Source organism: Deltaproteobacteria bacterium (assembly GCA_013151915.1).
In the GTDB taxonomy this organism is placed as follows: Bacteria; BMS3Abin14; BMS3Abin14; order BMS3Abin14; family BMS3Abin14; genus BMS3ABIN14.
On sequence record JAADHJ010000016.1, the window covers coordinates 26,085 to 44,329 of the forward strand.

At 54.2% G+C, this 18,245-nt stretch carries 14 protein-coding genes, 2 tRNA genes and 1 pseudogene; 11 read left to right on the forward strand and 6 right to left on the reverse strand.

Annotation, left to right across the window (positions count from 1 at the left end):
* Positions 1-16: 16 nt before the first annotated feature.
* Positions 17-886, reverse strand: coding sequence for a DNA-protecting protein DprA (dprA, locus tag GXP52_03530; GenBank protein NOY86358.1), 870 nt, complete (start codon positions 884-886; stop codon positions 17-19).
* Between the two features lie 6 nt (positions 887-892).
* Positions 893-3,037: a ribonuclease R gene (gene rnr / locus GXP52_03535; GenBank protein ID NOY86359.1), complete on the reverse strand. Its 2,145-nt coding sequence runs from the start codon at positions 3,035-3,037 to the stop codon at positions 893-895.
* Positions 3,038-3,149: 112 nt separating this feature from the next.
* On the opposite strand from rnr, the gene GXP52_03540 reads away from it, so the two are divergent.
* Positions 3,150-3,236 (forward strand) — tRNA-Leu (locus GXP52_03540).
* A gap of 78 nt (positions 3,237-3,314) precedes the next feature.
* Here the strand turns inward: GXP52_03540 and GXP52_03545 are convergent.
* Positions 3,315-3,926, reverse strand: a complete 612-nt coding sequence (locus GXP52_03545; protein NOY86360.1) for an HAD-IA family hydrolase — start codon at positions 3,924-3,926, stop codon at positions 3,315-3,317.
* Positions 3,927-4,095: 169 nt separating this feature from the next.
* Here GXP52_03545 and GXP52_03550 point away from each other — a divergent pair, with 169 nt between their 5' ends.
* The 5 genes and pseudogenes from GXP52_03550 to GXP52_03570 all read left to right on the forward strand — a co-directional run bounded on the left by GXP52_03550 (position 4,096) and on the right by GXP52_03570 (position 7,730).
* Positions 4,096-4,956: a deoxyribonuclease IV gene (locus GXP52_03550; GenBank protein ID NOY86361.1), complete on the forward strand. Its 861-nt coding sequence runs from the start codon at positions 4,096-4,098 to the stop codon at positions 4,954-4,956.
* Positions 4,953-5,588 carry a LysE family transporter gene (locus GXP52_03555; protein NOY86362.1) on the forward strand — a complete coding sequence of 212 codons (636 nt, stop codon included), beginning with the start codon at positions 4,953-4,955 and terminating at the stop codon, positions 5,586-5,588. Before GXP52_03550 ends, GXP52_03555 begins: the two co-directional genes overlap by 4 nt.
* A 1,237-nt stretch (positions 5,589-6,825) precedes the next feature.
* Positions 6,826-7,029 (forward strand): annotated as a pseudogene (locus GXP52_03560) (transcriptional regulator).
* 12 nt (positions 7,030-7,041) lie between these two features.
* The gene (nikR, locus tag GXP52_03565; protein ID NOY86363.1) at positions 7,042-7,461 is read left to right on the forward strand and encodes a nickel-responsive transcriptional regulator NikR; all 420 of its coding nucleotides are present in this window, start codon (positions 7,042-7,044) and stop codon (positions 7,459-7,461) included.
* Positions 7,462-7,655: 194 nt separating this feature from the next.
* Positions 7,656-7,730: transfer RNA gene (locus GXP52_03570), tRNA-Val, on the forward strand.
* Positions 7,731-7,831: 101 nt separating this feature from the next.
* On the opposite strand, the gene GXP52_03575 is transcribed toward GXP52_03570, so the two are convergent.
* Positions 7,832-8,233 carry a DUF1178 family protein gene (locus tag GXP52_03575; protein NOY86364.1) on the reverse strand — a complete coding sequence of 134 codons (402 nt, stop codon included), beginning with the start codon at positions 8,231-8,233 and terminating at the stop codon, positions 7,832-7,834.
* A gap of 287 nt (positions 8,234-8,520) precedes the next feature.
* Between GXP52_03575 and clpB the strand changes: the two genes are divergently transcribed.
* Positions 8,521-11,115: an ATP-dependent chaperone ClpB gene (gene clpB / locus GXP52_03580; GenBank protein NOY86365.1), complete on the forward strand. Its 2,595-nt coding sequence runs from the start codon at positions 8,521-8,523 to the stop codon at positions 11,113-11,115.
* Between the two features lie 23 nt (positions 11,116-11,138).
* Here clpB and GXP52_03585 read toward each other — a convergent pair whose 3' ends face one another.
* Positions 11,139-12,854 carry a response regulator gene (locus GXP52_03585; protein ID NOY86366.1) on the reverse strand — a complete coding sequence of 572 codons (1,716 nt, stop codon included), beginning with the start codon at positions 12,852-12,854 and terminating at the stop codon, positions 11,139-11,141.
* A 416-nt stretch (positions 12,855-13,270) separates the two neighbouring features.
* Here GXP52_03585 and gap point away from each other — a divergent pair, with 416 nt between their 5' ends.
* The 4 genes from gap to secG all read left to right on the forward strand — a co-directional run bounded on the left by gap (position 13,271) and on the right by secG (position 16,750).
* A complete protein-coding gene (gene gap / locus GXP52_03590) occupies positions 13,271-14,275 on the forward strand; it encodes a type I glyceraldehyde-3-phosphate dehydrogenase (protein NOY86367.1) in 1,005 nt (334 codons plus the stop codon).
* Positions 14,276-14,280: 5 nt separating this feature from the next.
* Positions 14,281-15,468: a phosphoglycerate kinase gene (locus GXP52_03595; protein ID NOY86368.1), complete on the forward strand. Its 1,188-nt coding sequence runs from the start codon at positions 14,281-14,283 to the stop codon at positions 15,466-15,468.
* 82 nt (positions 15,469-15,550) lie between these two features.
* The gene (locus GXP52_03600; protein ID NOY86369.1) at positions 15,551-16,312 is read left to right on the forward strand and encodes a triose-phosphate isomerase; all 762 of its coding nucleotides are present in this window, start codon (positions 15,551-15,553) and stop codon (positions 16,310-16,312) included.
* 33 nt (positions 16,313-16,345) lie between these two features.
* The gene (gene secG / locus GXP52_03605) at positions 16,346-16,750 is read left to right on the forward strand and encodes a preprotein translocase subunit SecG (protein NOY86370.1); all 405 of its coding nucleotides are present in this window, start codon (positions 16,346-16,348) and stop codon (positions 16,748-16,750) included.
* A 266-nt stretch (positions 16,751-17,016) separates the two neighbouring features.
* Here secG and GXP52_03610 read toward each other — a convergent pair whose 3' ends face one another.
* Complete coding sequence (locus GXP52_03610) at positions 17,017-18,126, reverse strand: LysM peptidoglycan-binding domain-containing protein (GenBank protein NOY86371.1); 1,110 nt, start codon at positions 18,124-18,126, stop codon at positions 17,017-17,019.
* Positions 18,127-18,245: the final 119 nt, after the last annotated feature.

The following is an 18,245-nucleotide window of genomic DNA, read 5'->3' on the forward strand; positions in this document are numbered from 1 at the left end:
CGTTGGACTCCGGGTTCTATCGTATGGAATAGGTTCCCCCGGGATTCTTTACGATCAGCCCGGCGATCTCGAGATGCGACAGCTCCGTGAGGACCTTTGGGATAGACCAATTAAGCGCACGAGCGATCTCTTCCGGTCTCATGGGCCTAGTGTTCAGTTCCATGACTATCCTGTTGGACGGCCGGCGCGACGCCTGTTCGGACCGTGGGAACTCGATTCCCAAAGAGTGGATTACATCAGCCGCGCAGGCTACCGGCACAGCGCCGTCCTTGATCAGCGCCAAGGTGCCTTGGGACATGCCGCTGTCCGCGCGGCCCGGGACGGCCATAACCTCTCTTCCCTGGTCGAGGGCCCAGCGGGCGGTAATGAGTGACCCGCTCTTCACGCCGGCTTCAACTACGACCACCGCAAGGGACAGCCCGCTGATGATCCTGTTGCGTCGCGGGAAATTCCAGCTTACGGGCTTGGTCCCCGGGGGGAATTCGGTCAGAAGCGCCCCCTGCCGTGAGATCCTGGACTTCAAGGGCATGCTCCCCCGGGGATAGTCCTGATCGAGCCCGCATCCCAGGACACCAAGGGTTCTTCCACCCGTGTCGAGCGCGGCGCGGTGGGCGGCGGCGTCGATGCCCCGGGCCATGCCGCTTACAATGGTAAAGCCGTACCGGACCAGGTTTCGGGCAAGTTTTTGCGCCATTGAAATTCCGTAAGGGGTTGGCCTGCGCGATCCTACGATTGCTACCGCCAGGTCGTCATCTTTCACTATCTGTCCGCTGATATACAAGGGGTCGGGCGGTGAGGAGATTTTGTACAGCGGCCTGGGATATCCAGGTGATCCCAGGGCAACAGTCCCGGCGGGCGCGCGCTTCATTCGGTGTCCCTCAAGCATTGTGTCTCAGACGGTCTCGAAATCGATGTGGCGGCGTGAAGCATCCACATGAATGACCCGGGCGGTAACTGGATCACCGATTCGGAATATTCGCCCGGTGTGTTCCCCAATGAGGGTCAACTCCCTTTCATTGAAGTGGTAGTAGTCGTCGTTCAGAGAAGACAGGTGAACCAGCCCTTCAACGAAAAATTCCTGCAGTTCCACGAAAAAACCGAAGGTTGTGATGCCGGAGATCACCCCGGAAAATTCCTGCCCTACTTTATTCTCCATGAAACGGGCTCTGAACAGCGAAAGTATGTCCCTTTCGGCCGATTCGGCGATGTGTTCGGTCTCCGTTACGTGAGCACAGATGTTTTCCAGGTCGGAGTGACGTACAGGGGCTGCGAATTCCATTATCCCCTTGAGAATTCTGTGGACCATGAGATCGGCGTAGCGGCGGATCGGTGATGTAAAGTGGGTATAGTCGCCAAGCGCCAGACCGAAATGTCCGCTCGGTACGGTGGAATACTGTGCCCTCATCATGGATCTCAGGATAACCGTGTTGAGAAAACGTTCCCTGACGCTCCCCCTGGAGTCTTCTAGTATCCTTTTGAAAGGCTGGGGTGAACGGCTAAGTTTAGAGGGAACGTGGTATCCCAGGGCTGCCAGAAGATGGTTGAGTTCCTCGATGCGTCCTTCATCCGGCGGTTCATGGATGCGGTAGATTCCCGGAGAATCAGACTCGCGCAAAATTCTGGCGACCACCTCGTTGGCCAGCAACATGCATTCCTCCACCACCTTGTGGGAGGTATAGCGGTTGGAGCGGTAGATGTTTTCCACATGTCCCAGGCTGTCCAGGACAACCTCAGGTTCGGGCAGGTCGAAGTCCAGGCTGTTGCGGTCCCGGCGCCTTTTTACCAGCCGTTCGAAGAGTTCGTGAAGGCAGTCGAGGTTCTGTGCAACCGGTCCCCGGGGCGAATCGGGGCCATCGTTTCCGTTAAAGTAGTTCTCCACCCCAATGTAGGTCAGTCGGGCAGCGCTCCTGATCACCCCGGGAAAGAGGCGGTGGTCCGACAGGTTGCCGGCCCGGTCAACCTCGATCCGACAGGTAAAGGTCAGCCGGTCAACATGGGGCTTCAGGCTGCAAAGATCGTTGGAGAGCCGCTCGGGAAGCATCGGGATGACCATGTCGGGAAAGTAGACCGAGTTACCCCTTCTGAGCGCCTCACGGTCCGGGGGAGACCCTGTCCTGACAAAATGGGAGACATCCGCGATGGCCACAAACAGGGTGATCACCCCGCTGGTGGCGCGTGTCGCGTAGAGTGCATCATCAAAATCCTTCGCGCCGGTGCCATCGATGGTGACAAAGTCAAGATCCCTCAGGTCCTCTCTTTTCCTCAAAGAACCCCTCGGAATCGGTCCGGTAATCGCAGCGGCGGATTTGACCGCTGCGTTGGGAAAACGGTGGGGGATCTTGAATGTGTGAACAACCGCCATGGTTTCCGACCCCGGATCATCAGGGTATCCCAGGATCTCCATCACAGCGCCGGTGGCCGCCATTCCACGTTCCGGATAGCGGGTGATCTCCACTACCACCATCTGCCCGGGGAGGGCTTTACCTTCGGAGCCTTTCGGGATGATAACCTCTCTACCCAAACGGATGTCATAAGGTCTGCCGAATGATGCATCGCCGGCTTTTTCAAAATAGGCGACGATCTGTTGGTGGGCGCGATCCACAATACGGATAACGCGGCCCAAGGGTCTGCCATGGCGGGCAGGCCGCTCCACCCTCACGATTACCCTGTCGCCGTGCATCGCGGAATTAAGATAGGTCGGGGGAACCGCAACCTCCCCGGTATTGTCCTCCGGAACGAGGATGCCCTTTCCCACGCTGTTGATATGGATGGTTCCAGTTACCAGATGGACCCTCGATGGGAGGGCGTAGCGTCCCCCCTTTATCCGGATTACCGAACCGGACCGGACCAGCGCATTTAATGCCCTCGTAAAGGTTCCCTTCTCATCCGGTGGGACCTGAAGAGCTTCAGAAATCTCCCTGGACAGGAGAGGCCTGGTGGATTTTCCGGCGAGGAACTGAAGGATAGTTTCCCTGTAGGGGTTCGACGTTCTCCTCCTCTTTACACCGGGTTTTTCAGATGAGGTTCTTCTTGACAATTTATTCCTCCGTGTTTTAATTAGCGCCTATAATTTTACAAGCAAGATCGGGACCAACCTGCGGGGACAACACTCGGAAAATTATCCATGCCGCGGTGGTGGAAATTTATCAGCGAAAGTGGCGGAACTGGTAGACGCGCTGGGTTCAGGGTCCAGTGGGGGCAACTCCGTGGGGGTTCGAATCCCCCCTTTCGCACCAGATTCAAAGGGCGCCCTCCTTGGGCGCGGTGATGACTTTTTACGAAGTCATCAACTTTTATATGATCGTAAAAAGTCATCATCCTTGTTTCTTGAAAAGCCCGGCCGTCAGGAGGACGTCCCGGCAGGCTCCGGGACTTCGAAACAGGTGGGCCGAAAACCCGAATTCCCTGGCTTTTTCGACGTTCTCCATATTATCATCGAAGAAAATCCCTTCCTCGGGAAATATGTCCATTCGCTGACAGGCTGTTCGGAATATCTCATAATCTCTCTTGCTGAAACCTTCCTCATAAGAGGAGATGACCTGGTCGAAATTAAGGAACAGGTTGTCACGCTCCTGGAGTTCATACAGCCAGTTGGTCTGATCCGTCAACAGGCCGACGGGAACTTCATGGCGTATTTCCTGGACAAGAAAATCCATCCCGCCCCGGAGTTTGAAGGACTCAAGAATAATCTGTCTGTATTGCCGAGGATTCTCCTCCGTGTCCGTCGTGTTTGCAAGGGCCTTCCAGAACTCGGATTCGGGAGCGTTTCCGGTGATGTATCCGGTGGTGAAGACAAGTTCTTTCCCGGCCGAGTATAGGTGGGCCGCGTCCGCCCCGACCTCGCCGGCGATGGCGTAGAGCCCATCACGAAATCCCTCGGTATAGTAGACTCCCCCGAGATCGAATAAGACGGCCTTGACATTCATTACGACGTTTCCATATCCTCTGTTGATAGGGTCGTAAAAAGTCCAGGGGACGTAGTTAAGTTGTTAAGTTGTTTTTCCGACGGCTGGAAAAACACGGATATTATGCTTACAAATCAGCAAATAAACAACTTAACAACTTAACTACGTCCCCCAAGCTAAAGGCAAGGCGATGTTGATCGGGGCACACGAATCCATATCCGGTGGACTGGAACGGTCCATTGAAAGGGCGGAGGAGGACGGCTGCGAGGCCATGCAGATTTTTTCGGGGTCGCCCAGCAAATGGTCCGTGCCGCCGGTTCCCTGCGATGTGGCAGGGAAGTTCAAAGGAAGGCTGGCGGAATCTCCGCTCCGCTCCGTTATGGTTCACGGATCCTATCTGATCAATCCGGCATCACCTGATCATGGGCTGTGGAAAAGATCCCTTGATGCCATGAAGGCGGAGTATTCCAGATGTCGGCAGATCGCGGTCGATTATCTGGTGGTCCATCCCGGATCCCACAGAGGCTCAGGTCTTGAGGACGGAATCAGGAGAGCGGCGGATTTTTTCACCCGGGTCCTTGATGGGGCCTGTGGTGGACCTGTTATCCTACTGGAGAATACCGCCGGGTCGGGCGACACCCTGGGGGGCGACTTTACGGAACTCGGCCGAATCAGAAGGTCCATCCCATTTCCGGACCGGGTCGGTTTTTGTCTTGATACCGCTCATGCCTTCGCGGGGGGATATGATCTGGGCGTCGGCGACGGGATAAAAAAAGCCCTCGCCAGGATCAACGACGAGGCCGGTACCGAGTTCATCAGGGCATTTCATATCAACGATTCGGCAAGGCCTCTTGGGGCCGGAATAGACAGGCACGCACGGATCGGAGAGGGTCTTATGGGAAAGGATGGATTTAAAACCCTCTTTGGGATGGGGGAGTTCAGGGATCATCCCGCTATCCTTGAGACCCGGCCCCTTCCGGTTTCGCGGGGCCGATACAAGGACCAGGTGGATATTCTCAAAAGCCTGCGCATGGAGGCTGGACGAGAATGAGTTTCCTGGTGCTTTACTTCTCGTCGTTTATCGTGGCCCTTTCAGGCGCCCTGATGCCGGGACCTCTTCTCGCGGTTACGCTGGGAAATTCACCCAGTTACGGCTGGAAATTCGGTCCCCTGGCTGTCCTCGGTCACGGCATTCTGGAACTGGGCCTGGTTTCCCTCGTCTTCCTCGGTGCGGGCCCGTTGTTCCAGGCCAGGCCGGTCCAGGGCTGGATCGGTCTTGCCGGAGGGCTCATCCTTGTGTGGATGGGAAAGGGCATGTTCACTGTCGTCAGGTCGGGAGAATTTACGGAAAAACCATCCGGGCCGGAACAAAGCGGTCGCAGGGCGGTGTTCCTGGGTATTGCCGGCAGCCTCTCAAACCCCTATTGGACCCTCTGGTGGGCGACGGTAGGGTTGGCATATCTGACGGTGGCGGCCGAAAGAGGTCCTCTCGGAGTGGCCGTTTTTTTCGCCGGGCATATTTCCGGAGACCTCGCGTGGTACACGCTGGTTTCCACAACGGTCTCAAGAGGGATAGGCATCTCGGACATGAAATTCTATTCGACCCTGATGTACCTGTGCTCAATGGCCCTGGTGGTATTGGGTTTCTGGTTCATCTATTACGGCGTCCGCCTGGTGGTTTAAATTCATGCTCAACGTCCGAATAACCACGTTCAACGTTCAAAGTCCAAGGTCCAAAGCCAACTCACCAGGGTTTTAAAGGAGGGTTTTAAAGTAATAAATTCTGGGTCATCGCAAAAACGAGTACCTGGCTGTGAAATTCTTTTCTCACGCTCGCTCCCTGTTCAGCTTCGTCGGAGCCTGGGGCGGATAATCATCATGAACCTTTTCTCACAGGGATGGAGGGGATGGAGGGGATAAATTCCCGAACAACCCCTTTCAGAGCCCCGGTGTCCATGGAAAAGATACTCCCCTCACCAAACCTCTCCCGGGGGAGAGGGATTTCTCTGAAATCGGCTGATTGAGACACTTCGGATTGAGAATAAAGCAAGCTTTCATCGCAACCCGAAGTGCCTCAACGGCTTTGGTGAGGGATGCGCCTTATCCCCTCCATCCCCTTCATCCCTGTTAAATCATGCTTTAAGATGCAGTGAGGTGCGCATTATTGTGATGAACCCTTTTTAAAACCCTGTGGTGCAGCCTTCAAGCGGCTGCACTGTGGTGAAATAACCAGGGTCTAGGATTTGAGGTCTGGAAAACCTCGATACTTTTGTATCTCGATACGCCCTCAAGCCCTTCCGTCGTTGCGCTCTCCGTCTCCGCTTTTTTCCTCTGGACTCTGGACACCCTGTCGCGCCGTAGTTTCAGCGAAGGCGGATGGACTCTGGACTTTCTTTTTTACGTTGAACCTGTTTTACTCCAGGTTCCGAAAAAATCTGCGAATAAATATTTTGGGTATTGATGACCATTTAATAATGTTATATTTACAATTAATAAATTAAGTAAATAATTCATTAATTGTAAATTATGAAAGGAGAAAGGTATGGAAAAAGAGTTGGAAAAAGTAAAAGGTGCTCTAGACGATTTTCGCAAAAAGCTGGTGGATGTCGTCATGAAGGGAAAGGGTGAAGCCGACAGGGTCACAAAAGCGGCACAGATGAGAATCGAAATAGGGTCCTTGAAGCGGCAGAAAAAAGACCTTTTCGAAGAACTGGGCGAGGCATTTTACGGAAGCTACAAAAAGCCGGGAAAAAAGGATGAAACGAATATTGCCGAATTAGTCTCCAATATCAAGGAGATCGATAAAAGGATCAGCGGGCTTACCCGGCAGTTGAAGGCCGGTTCCAAGGACAAGGCACCGGCCTCAAGGAGGCGGGGCCGTCCCCCCAAGGCAGCCAAGGCAGCAGCTTCGGCAGGGACTTCCAAAGCGGCCATTCCCAAGCGTCGGGGCCGTCCTCCCAAGGCAGCAGCTTCGACGGGGACTTCCAAAGCGGCCGCCCCCAAGCGTCGAGGCCGTCCCCCCAAGGCAACAGCTTCGGCAGGGGCTTCCAAAGCGACCGCCCCCAAGCGTCGGGGCCGTCCTCCCAAGGCAGCTCCAGAGGTAAAAACTCCCACGGGACAGTAGTCCGAGGCCATAATGCAAATAGAGAGATTGACCCGCTTCGGCGTGTCAATGCCAAGCCGGCTCCTGGCACGTTTCGATGAGTTAATTGCTGACAAAGGCTACGCCAACCGTTCGGAGGCATTGAGGGACCTTGTCAGGGACTATCTGGTTGAAGGGGAGTGGGAGGCCGACGAGGAGACGGTCGGCACGGTAACGATTGTCTATGACCACCACGTCAGGGAACTGGCGGACGCCCTGACCCACATTCAGCATGAGATGGGAGCCTCGATTATCTCCAGTCTTCACGTTCACCTTACTCACGCCCATTGTCTGGAGATCATCGTGGTGAGGGGCAAGAGTTCGGATATAAGAAAGATGGCCGATCGCCTCATCGGCACCAGGGGCGTTATCCACGGCAAACTCACCGCCGCCACCATAGGGTCGTCGTTTTAGGATAGAGGCCGCAGGGTTGACACCCCTTGATGTGCTGATATAATTTTGCCATTGATGACTTCGTTAAGAAGTCATCAATGCGCCCATTGAGGGGCGCGCAAATCGAAGATTTGTAAGGAAAGTGAAAATGACATTTTTCGCTTTCCGTGGAGTAAAAAACCATGGATGGCCTGTTTACGACCCAATCAACATTGGGGCGATTAACTCAGCGGGAGAGTGCTACCTTCACACGGTAGAAGTCACTGGTTCAAACCCAGTATCGCCCACCAGAAATAAAAGCAGCCGCCATTGAGCGGCTGCTTTCGTTCCGGCGGTCGGTCTTATCGACAAACCTGATTTTCGACCCTCTTTCAACCAGGATTGGAAAGACTCAGCTCTGGAATTTGGGGATGGGGATCTTGAGATACTCAACCCCCTCTTCCTGCAGGTCCTTTTCTTCGTCCGGGGTAACGGATCCACGAATGTTTTTCTGATCGATCTCTCCGAAATGTATCTTGAATGCAACTTCCGCAAAGTTTGGGCCTACGTTTTCGAATTTTTCTTCCAGATAGTCACTTAGCCTCTTGGCAAATGAAGGCTCGGGTTTGGCTGAGGATGCATCCTCAGATTTTTTTGAGAAATGTCCCCCTGATGGAAGAAGTTGTATCTCCTGAGTGCCGCACATAGGACATGTAAGGCGCCCGGCGCTCTTTTCCTGTTCCATCTCCTGGTGTCCCCTGAACCAGCCTTCGAAAACATGGCCTCGGGAACAGTGCAGGTCGTAAACGATCATTCGATAAACCCCCTTATTTTCATTATATATGAAAATTAAATATATTGTCGTACATGTCAATACCACATATTCTCCAGAAGATTACTATTCCGAGAGCCTCACCTGCTCCGGGGCTGGTCTGACTGATTTGACACCACCATGGAAATGGTTAGTTTTTAACCATTGACGACCTCGTAAAAAGTCTCTTCGAGCCATTTTACAATGCGGGGAATGGTTTCCGCTTAGCGTTCGGCAATTAGCTCGCGACAGGTCCGCTTAAGAGATTTTCATGGTGGGAGGAAGACCAGATGGCATTAAATTTTGACAGATTAACAATCAAGGCCCAGGAGGCACTTCAGGGGGCGCAGCGCGATGCCGAGGAACGTGGGCATCAACAAATAGAGATAGAGCACCTGCTCCACGCTCTTCTGGATCAGGAGGGAGGGGGAGTGATTTGGCCCCTCGTTGAGAAGGTGGGAGCCGATCCCAACGGCGTCAAGACAGCGCTGGAAGATGCCCTTGATCGTATGCCCCGGGTTTCGGGGCTGACCCAGGCGTATATCAGCCCGCGTCTGAACAACCTCTTTAATCTCGCTCTTACGGAAGCGGAGGCTCTGAAGGATGAATATGTCAGCACCGAACATCTATTCCTGGCCATGCTCCAGGAGAAGGAAGGGGCGGTCGCAGATATTCTCCGTTCCGCCCGGATCAACCGGGACCAGGTACTGGGCGCGCTGAAGGATGTCCGGGGCAGCCACCGTGTGACGGACCAGAATCCCGAGGAGAGCTATCAGGCGCTCATGAAATACGGGCGGGATCTCACAGACCTGGCACGGCGAGGCAAGATGGATCCTGTTGTCGGCCGGGACGACGAGGTCAGGAGGGTTATTCAGGTTCTGTCAAGACGTACAAAGAACAACCCGGTCCTGATAGGAGAGCCCGGTGTCGGCAAGACCGCCATTGCAGAGGGCCTTGCCCAGAGAATAGCCGCAGGAGATGTTCCGGAGGGTCTGAAAAGCAAGCGGATCGTGGCCCTGGACATGGGCGCCCTTGTCGCAGGCGCCAAATACAGGGGACAATTCGAGGAGCGGCTCAAGGCGGTCTTAAAGGAAGTGGAAGAAGGCGCTGGTGAGATCATCCTGTTCATCGATGAGCTTCACAACCTTGTCGGGGCCGGCCGCGCCGAAGGGTCCATGGACGCGTCAAATATGCTCAAACCAGCGCTGGCGCGAGGGGAGTTAAAATGCGTCGGAGCGACTACCCTGGATGAATATCGTAAATATATCGAGAAAGATGCCGCTCTGGAGCGGCGCTTCCAGCAGGTCTACGTATCCGAGCCTTCAGTGGAGGATACCATTGCCATCCTTCGCGGCCTCAAGGAGCGATATGAGGTGCACCACGGTGTCCGTATTACCGACTCGGCGATTGTTGCGGCGGCGACACTTTCCCACCGTTATATTGCCGATCGCTTTCTTCCGGACAAGGCCATTGATCTTATGGACGAGGCTGCTTCCCGCCTGCGCATCGAGATAGACAGTCTCCCGCAGGAGATTGATGAGGTGGAAAGAAAGATAGTTCAGCTTCAGATTGAAAAGGAGGCGCTGAAAAAGGAGAAGGATCCAGGTTCCAGGGACAGGCTGAAAAAGATCGAAAAAGAACTTGCCGATCTTTCGGAAAAAGGGTCGGCTATGAAAGCGCACTGGCAACAGGAGAAAGATACGATCCAGACCATCCGTTCCCTGAAAGAGGAACTGGAGCAAGTGCGGAACGAGGCACAAAGGGCTGAACGGGAGGGCAACCTCGAGGCGGCGGCGGAGCTCAAGTACGGTCGTCTTCCCCGGGTTCAGGAGGCGCTGGCGGAGGCGAACCGTAAGCTTCAGGAGCTCCAATCGATCCAGAGAATGCTCAAGGAGGAGGTTGACTCTGATGATATTGCGGAAATCGTGTCCCGCTGGACAGGAATTCCGGTCAGCCGCCTGGTGGAAGGGGAAGTTGAGAAACTCATCAAAATGGAAGAGCGTCTCAGCGAAAGGGTGATAGGGCAGAAAGAGGCCGTGATCGCCGTGTCCAACGCAGTCAGGAGGTCGCGTGCCGGCCTCCAGGACCCCGATCGTCCCATCGGCTCATTCATATTCATGGGACCCACCGGTGTTGGAAAGACCGAACTGGCCAAGGCCCTGGCTGAATTTCTTTTCGATGACGAAAATGCCATGGTTCGGGTGGATATGTCCGAATTCATGGAAAAACATGCTGTTGCCAGGCTCATCGGGGCCCCTCCCGGGTATGTCGGTTATGAGGAGGGAGGTTATCTCACCGAGGCGGTGAGGCGGCGTCCCTACAGCGTCATCCTTTTCGATGAGATAGAAAAGGCCCATCGGGATGTCTTCAACGTTCTGCTCCAGCTGCTGGATGACGGACGTCTGACCGATGGGCAGGGCAGGACTGTGGATTTCCGTAATACCGTCGTGATCATGACATCAAATATTGGAAGTGACTACCTGGCAGAGTTCCAATTCGAAGGGGAGGAAAAGATAAGACAAAGGATCATGGAGGCTTTGAAATCCCACTTTCGACCGGAGTTTCTCAACAGAGTTGACGATGTCATAATATTCCATTCCCTGACCAGGGAGGAGATCAAGGTTATCGTCGGCACCCAGATCCGCAGGCTGGAATCCCTTCTCGCGGACAGGGGAATATCCCTGGAACTGACGGATAGTGCATTGCAGCTCATCGCGAAAGAGGGTTACGATCCCGCATATGGGGCCAGGCCATTGAAAAGAGTTATACAGAAGAGGATACAGAACGTCCTCGCCACCGATATTCTGTCCGGCGTCTTTAAGGATGGCGAAACAGTTGTGGTGGACGCAGACGGTAAAGAGCTTACGTTCAGCAGGAAGGAATAAAAATTTAGAGGGGCCGGTTGTTTTCAGGCCTGAGACAGGGAGAGGGTGAAATGGAATGTGCTGCCCTTTCCGTGGATGCTTTCAACCCAGATTTTTCCTCCATGGAGTTCAACGAGGGATTTGGATATGAATAATCCAAGGCCCGCGCCTGTTCGAGATCTGGCCGCCCCCTGGTCGATCTGGAAAAACCGTTCGAATACCTTTTCCAGATTCTCTTCCGTTATTCCTATTCCCTGATCCGTCACGCTGATACGTACCAGGTCGCTTTTGTCGTTCTCCCGGCGTCCTTCAAGAAGCCTGGCGCTTATGACCACCGGTGAACCGCCCGGAGAAAATTTCAGGGCGTTGGTGGTGAGGTTGGTAAGGATCTGGGCGACTTTGTCGGGATCGGCCTCTATTTCCGGCAGATCGTCGGGCAGTTCCATCTGGATCAGGGGTTTGGCGCCCGTTACATGCCGGGTTGATGACAGGACATTGTTCATTACATCCCGCAGGTTAACCATTCTGAACCTGCAGGCAATGCGGCCTGCATCTAAACGACCTGTGTCCAGGATATCGTTGATCAGTGCCAGCAGATCCTTTCCCTTCCGAAGGATCTGCCGGGTATACTCCTTCTGTTCTCTGGTGAGGGCTCCTGCCTGTTCCTCGGCCATAAGCTCCGAGAATCCGATAATGGATGTCAGAGGTGTTCGCAGTTCGTGGGAAACCGTGGAGACGAACTCCGATTTGACCTTACTCAAACGTTCGAGTTCCTGGTTGGTTCTCAGAAGTTCCTCGTTGAGTTTCTCGGCTCTCCGGGTTCTGTCCTCCAATGCCTCGTACAGGGAAGCGTTTTTCAGAGCGTTGGTGCTCGCTCCGGCTATGACCCTCGCAATGGCGATCTCTTCTTCCGAGAAGCTTCTTCCGGACCTTGCCGATCGGAGAAGCAGTGCTCCCATCACCTCTCCGCGAAAGGAAAGGGGCGCGGCGAGGATGGATTGGTATCCAAGGGGCGCTACCATTTCACGAACGTCTTTCATCAGTGGGTCGGTGGCGACGTCCTCCACCAGAACGACCTCACCGGTGCTGAATGCCTTGAGAATCTCTGGGTATCTTGACAGGTCGATGGAGATTTCGTGGAGGTTGGGATCCTCGTGGGAGACCAGGACCCTACCCTTCATACCGCTGCTTTCCTCATCCCATTCGTTCTCAACCACCACGATGGAACACCGTTCCGCTTTCAAAGCCACCGCTGTTTTCTCCACAAGAACGAAAAGGATCCTTTTTAGATCCAGCAGGGACGTGGTTGTTTCCAGAACTTCATAGGCCAGCCGGAACTTGCTGGTCCTGTCCTTGAGCTTGTCGAGGAAAAACTTCTGTTCCAGATTCACCTTGGCCCTGGCCAGGACTTCCGCGGGATTGAACGGTTTGGGTATGTAATCGTTAGCCCCCGATTTCAGGCCCTTGATAATGTTTTCTTTCCGATCAAGCGAGGTTATTATCAGGATCGGGATGGAGGATGCGGACCGGTTTTTCCTGACGGATCGACACACCTCAAAGCCGGACAGTCTTGGGAGGACAACGTCCAGAATGACCAGGTCAGGTGCCTCACTGAGGATTTTTTCCAGGCCTTCCACGCCGTCTGACCCAACGGAGACGGTGTACCCCTCGTTTTCAAAGATGTTTGAAAGGATGTTCCTCGAGATGGGATCATCCTCAATAATCAGGATATGCCCTTTTTTTGAAGCGATCTTCTTCATGTCGGGACCTGTCGGCAATAGCGTGAAGCGCAAAGTGGCACTTTTCAGTCATAGAAATTCTAGGAAATTCGGTAGCTTTTGTCAAGCTGGTTAATCCGTTACCTGAATATTATTTCTCCCTGCCTATGATGGTGTGACAGTTGTGAATGCAGGAAATTTAAAAATGGTTTGACTGGGGCGCAGGTGGTTGATAATGTTTGAACGTTAACCGGATTAAGGTTGATGACTTCGTTAGAAGTCATCAACGTGCCCACAGAAGAGCGCGCAAATCGAAGATTTGTTAGGAAAGTGAAAATGACATTTTTCGCTTTCCGTGAAGTAAAAAACCATGGATGGATTTTTTACGACCCTATTTATGGTCAAAATTTTTTAGGAGCGCCCCGTCGCTCCCGGATCCTGGAAGGAGGGATGAGTTCATGGCCGTCAGAGTCGCGATCAACGGGTTCGGCCGCATCGGAAGGCTTGTCGTGAGAAGTGCCCTTCACGACGCTTCAATCGAATTTGTTGCAATTAACGATCTTACGGATGCCGGGACATTAAGTTTTCTCCTCTGCCATGATTCGGTCCACGGCTGCCTTTCCGACGAGGTCGAAACTACGGAGGACACCATTAAAATAGGTGGAAGGGAAGTGAAGGTTCTGTCGGAGAAAGATCCCGGAAACCTGCCCTGGAAAGAGCTGGGTATTGATGTCGTGTTGGAGTGCACGGGGCTTTTCAGGACGCGGGAAGCGGCCGGGAAACACCTCGAGGCCGGGGCTTCTCATGTTGTAATTTCGGCTCCAGCCAAGGCTCCGGACATCACCGTGGTCATGGGTGTTAATAACCGGGATCTCGACAGGGATAAACACAGAATTATATCCAATGCCTCCTGCACCACCAATTGCCTCGCTCCGGTGGCAAAAGTCCTGGACGAAAATTTCGGGATCGTTCACGGGATCATGACAACCATCCACTCCTACACCAACGATCAGCGCATACTTGACCTGCCCCATAAGGACCTGAGGAGAGCAAGGGCCGCCGGGGTCTCCATGATACCCACCACGACCGGCGCCGCTGTCGCTGTGGCTGAGGTTCTTCCCATGTTGAAAGGCAAGCTTGACGGCATTGCCGTCCGGGTTCCGACCCCCAACGTCTCGCTGGTGGATCTGACCGTTGATCTGGGGAAGGATGTGGACCCGGAGGTTATCAACGATGCCATGAAAAAGGCCTCGGAGGAGGGTCCGCTTGTAGGTTTTCTTCGCTATTCCGAGGATCCCCTGGTCTCCGTGGATTTCAACGGAAACGATGCCTCATCCATCTTCGACGCTCCTATGACCAAGGTCATAGGAGGGCGGATGGCCAAGGTGCTCGCCTGGTATGACAACGAATTCGGCTATGCCTCGAGGCTGAGGGATCTCATGAAATACCTTTACGGGGTTTAATCGTAATGGATAAACTGACGGTGGAAGACGTTGACTTTCATGGAAAGCGGGCGCTTGTCCGTGTGGACTACAATGTTCCCCTTGACAGTGATGGGAACATCGCCAACGACACGAGAATAAGGTCCACACTTCCCACCATCAACCATATTCTCGATGGAGGCGGCAGCGTCATCCTCATGAGCCACCTCGGCAGACCCAACGGCAAGGTGAGGCCGGAGATGAGCCTCAGCCCGGTCGCAAAGCGTCTGGGACGCCTTTTGCACCAGCATGTGATGATGGCTCCCGACTGCATTGGTGAAGAGGTGAAGAGCCTGGTGAAGGGTCTCCATCCTGGAGATATTCTCCTCCTGGAAAACCTTCGGTTCCATCCTGGAGAAAGTGCCAATGACCCCGATTTTTCCCGGGAGCTGGCGTCCCTTGGGGAGATATACGTTGATGATGCGTTTGCCACAGCCCATCGGAAGCATGCCTCCGTTGTGGGAGTCCCGGTCCTCCTGAGGCCCGCCGTCGCTGGATTCCTGGTTAAAAACGAGATTTCCTTCTTTAAAAAGGCGCTCGAGGAACCGGTTCGACCCCTGGTCGCCATTATCGGCGGAGCTAAGGTGTCCGGAAAGATCAAGGCTATTGTGAGTCTCCTTGAGAAGGTCGACAAGATTCTCATCGGAGGCGGGATGGCCTTTACCTTCCTGAAATCCATGGGGATGCGGGTCGGTCGTTCCCTCGTTGAGGAGGACATGCTTGATCTTGCCCGGGAAATCATGGAGGGGGCCGGGAAACGGGGCATTCCGTTCTATCTTCCTGTCGACGCCGTGGTTGCCAGGGAAATAGAGGAGAGGGCCGAGACGAGGATCTTTCCGTGCCAGGAGATCCCGGATGATTACATGGGGCTGGATATCGGACCTGCCACGGTCACCCTGTTTCGCCAGGCCCTTGTTGATGTCCGAACTATCGTCTGGAACGGTCCCATGGGGGTATTTGAGCTCTACCCGTTTTGCAAAGGCACTTTCGCCATCGTTGAAACCCTGGCCCGGTCCCAGGCGTTGACTATCCTGGGAGGGGGGGATACGGATGTGGCCGTTCACGCTACCGGCAACTCCGACAGGATGGATTACATCTCCACCGGCGGCGGGGCTTTCCTTAAACTGCTGGAAACCGGTGAGCTGCCCGGCGTCAACGCTCTTGACAGTCGCTGACCGCATCAACAGGCAGACAATTGGTTGACAGATCGTTTCGCCGGTGGTAAAGCCCGCTTGCTGCCCTTAGGAGGTAATGGATATGCCCAAACCGCTTATTGTTGCGAACTGGAAGATGCACAAAACAGTTCCTGAAGCGTTGGACATGGTTCAGGAACTCTTCCGGGAGATCGGCAATGCGCCGGATGATGTGGACGTAGTTTTGGCCCCGCCTTTTACCGCCCTGTACTCAGTGGGCCGCGCCCTCAGAGGAACGGGTATTTCACTGGCTTCCCAGAACATGTTCTGGGAAGAGGACGGGGCCTATACGGGCGAAATCAGCGCTGGAATGCTCCGTGATCTCGGCTGCCGCTTTGTGATCCTTGGTCATTCCGAAAGGAGACAATATTTCGGAGACGGCGATGGGGAGGTCGGCAGGAAGGTCAATACGGCAGTCCGGGAAGGGCTGATTCCCATCCTTTGTGTGGGTGAGACCCTAGGTGAGAGAGAATACGGAAAGACGCTGGATGTTATCGAGAGACAGGTCAGGGGCGGAACGCATGGCACTGTCCTGGATAGCGGCAGTGAACTGGTCATCGCCTACGAACCTATCTGGGCCATCGGTACCGGTAAGACCTCGTTTCCGGAAACCGCCCAGGAGGTTCACAGCTTTATCCGCGGCATTCTGGCCAACATCTTTGGTGATGACACGGCCGGGGACATCAGGATACTTTACGGCGGTTCCGTAAAGCCGGACAATATCGATAAGCTGATGGACATGCCGGACATTAATGGAGCCCTCGTAGGGGGTGCCGGTCTTAAAGCTGACAGTTTTGCACGCATTATTCGCTTTAACGCGAAGTAGGATGATTTTATTTAGAAGGAGAAAACAGTAATGCTGATCATATTTCTCACAGTTATTCACATCACTGTCGCGCTGTTCCTGATCCTGGTAGTGCTTCTCCAGACAGGTAAAGGCGCTGAGATGGGAGCAGCGTTTGGCGGCGCCAGCCAGACGGTCTTTGGAAGCGGTGGTCCCGCAGGGTTCATGGCCAAGCTGACAACGACTGCGGCGGTCCTCTTTATGGTTACGTCCCTCAGCCTGGCTTACCTCTCTTCAGCCGGCCTAAGGGGCAGGACCATTGCGCCGGCGGTTCCGGTCCAGTCCCAAACAACTCAGGAATCCCCTGCCCGGACCGGCAACATCCCCGCTGATGAACAGAAGCCGTCCCCCGGTTCACAGAGCAGCACTACCCCCGCCTCCGAGAGCCAGGCCCCGGCGGAGGGCGGAACGACACAGTAACGCCTTGCCGGCGAATATCCCTGAAAATAAGAATTCAGTCTTTGGGGAAAGAGCAGCTCGATGCGATAAGGCGCATTGTTTCACCACAGTGCAGCCGTTCGGAGGCTGCTCCACAGAAGGGTTTTAAGGTAAAAAATACTAATCTTTAGGTTTTACCCTGTGTAATAACCCTGTCTGTTCTGAGCTTGTCGAAGGATGGTGTGACCTGAAAGTGGTTACGCTGTGGTGAATTGGCTTTTCCCTGAACAAAAAGGGAAGACTGGATTCTACTGCTGAGGGGAAGATATTACCGGATCTCCCGGTGTTATCTCCCTGTTGCTCTGGATGATCCTGGCCAGAGATGTTCGCTCTCTGGCTATTATTACCTCGACCTTTCCTTTTGATCTCTGGGTGTTGGATTGCGTCGCGGATATTTCTCCCCCAGAGCTTTTTGACTTTGGGCCCAATACCGTGAGGACCTCGCCCGTTCCGAGGCCATCCTTCCTGCCAAGATCCAGGAAAAGGACATCCCCTTTTCCCATAATGGTTTTTCCCTCAGGACTAATCAGGACAACCCCCCGGAGCACCTCTCCGGGGTGTGACCCATTCTTGCGGTGCCATGTCTGATACTGTACGTGCTTCATGATGTGATCCCCAACCTGCGCCTCCATATAGATATCCCCAACTATTGCAGTATCCACCTTGTTGCCCACATCCACGACCGACAGGTCTCCCAGTATCCTGGCCAGATATCCCATCGGCCTGCCTGTAACTGGGTGGAAGACCTGTTTGAAGACCCGCACTATGGAATATTTCTCGCCCTTCTCCAGAGACCGCCCCTTTGCAGGGGTAATAAATACCGTCTGGCCCGGCCCGATGAGCATATGGGTCTCTTCCTGGGAGGAGATGGTACCGAGGCCGATTTCACTTTTATCCGCGATAAAGCCGTATGTGCTCAGGGCCTCAATGACCTCGTGCTGGATGGCCACCGGCTGGGTTTCGAGGACCGGCTCGACCTCCGGCGCGGGTTTGGGAATAACCGTGGGTTTTTCCTCGGCAACCGGCTGAGGCGGTGGGGGGAGAACCGGTTTTGCTACCCGGGGCGCCGGTTTGGGAGCCTCGATTTCCGCAGGAATGGTAATACTCTGTCCTGGATAGATCAGGTGCGGGTTTTCAATTTCCCTGTTGGCGTTCCAGACCCTGGGCCATAGGAAAGGGTCGTAAAGATATTCAGAGGATATGTCCCAGAGAGTGTCGCCTTTCTGGACGATGTGTACTTTTCCTCCGTTCGCGGCCAGGACAGGGGCGGCCGTAAATACGATCATGCCTGCCAACATAACGCCGGCTACCGTAAAGAGAATCAGACGGAACGCTCTCATGGAATTCTCCTGTGTCATTCTCACGGCATCCTCCTGCGCCGGGGGGCGATACATTTTTTTGGTACTATTTAAATGTGATGACTTCTCAAGAAATCATCACTGCGCCCATTGAAGAGCGCCCAAATCAATGATTTGCA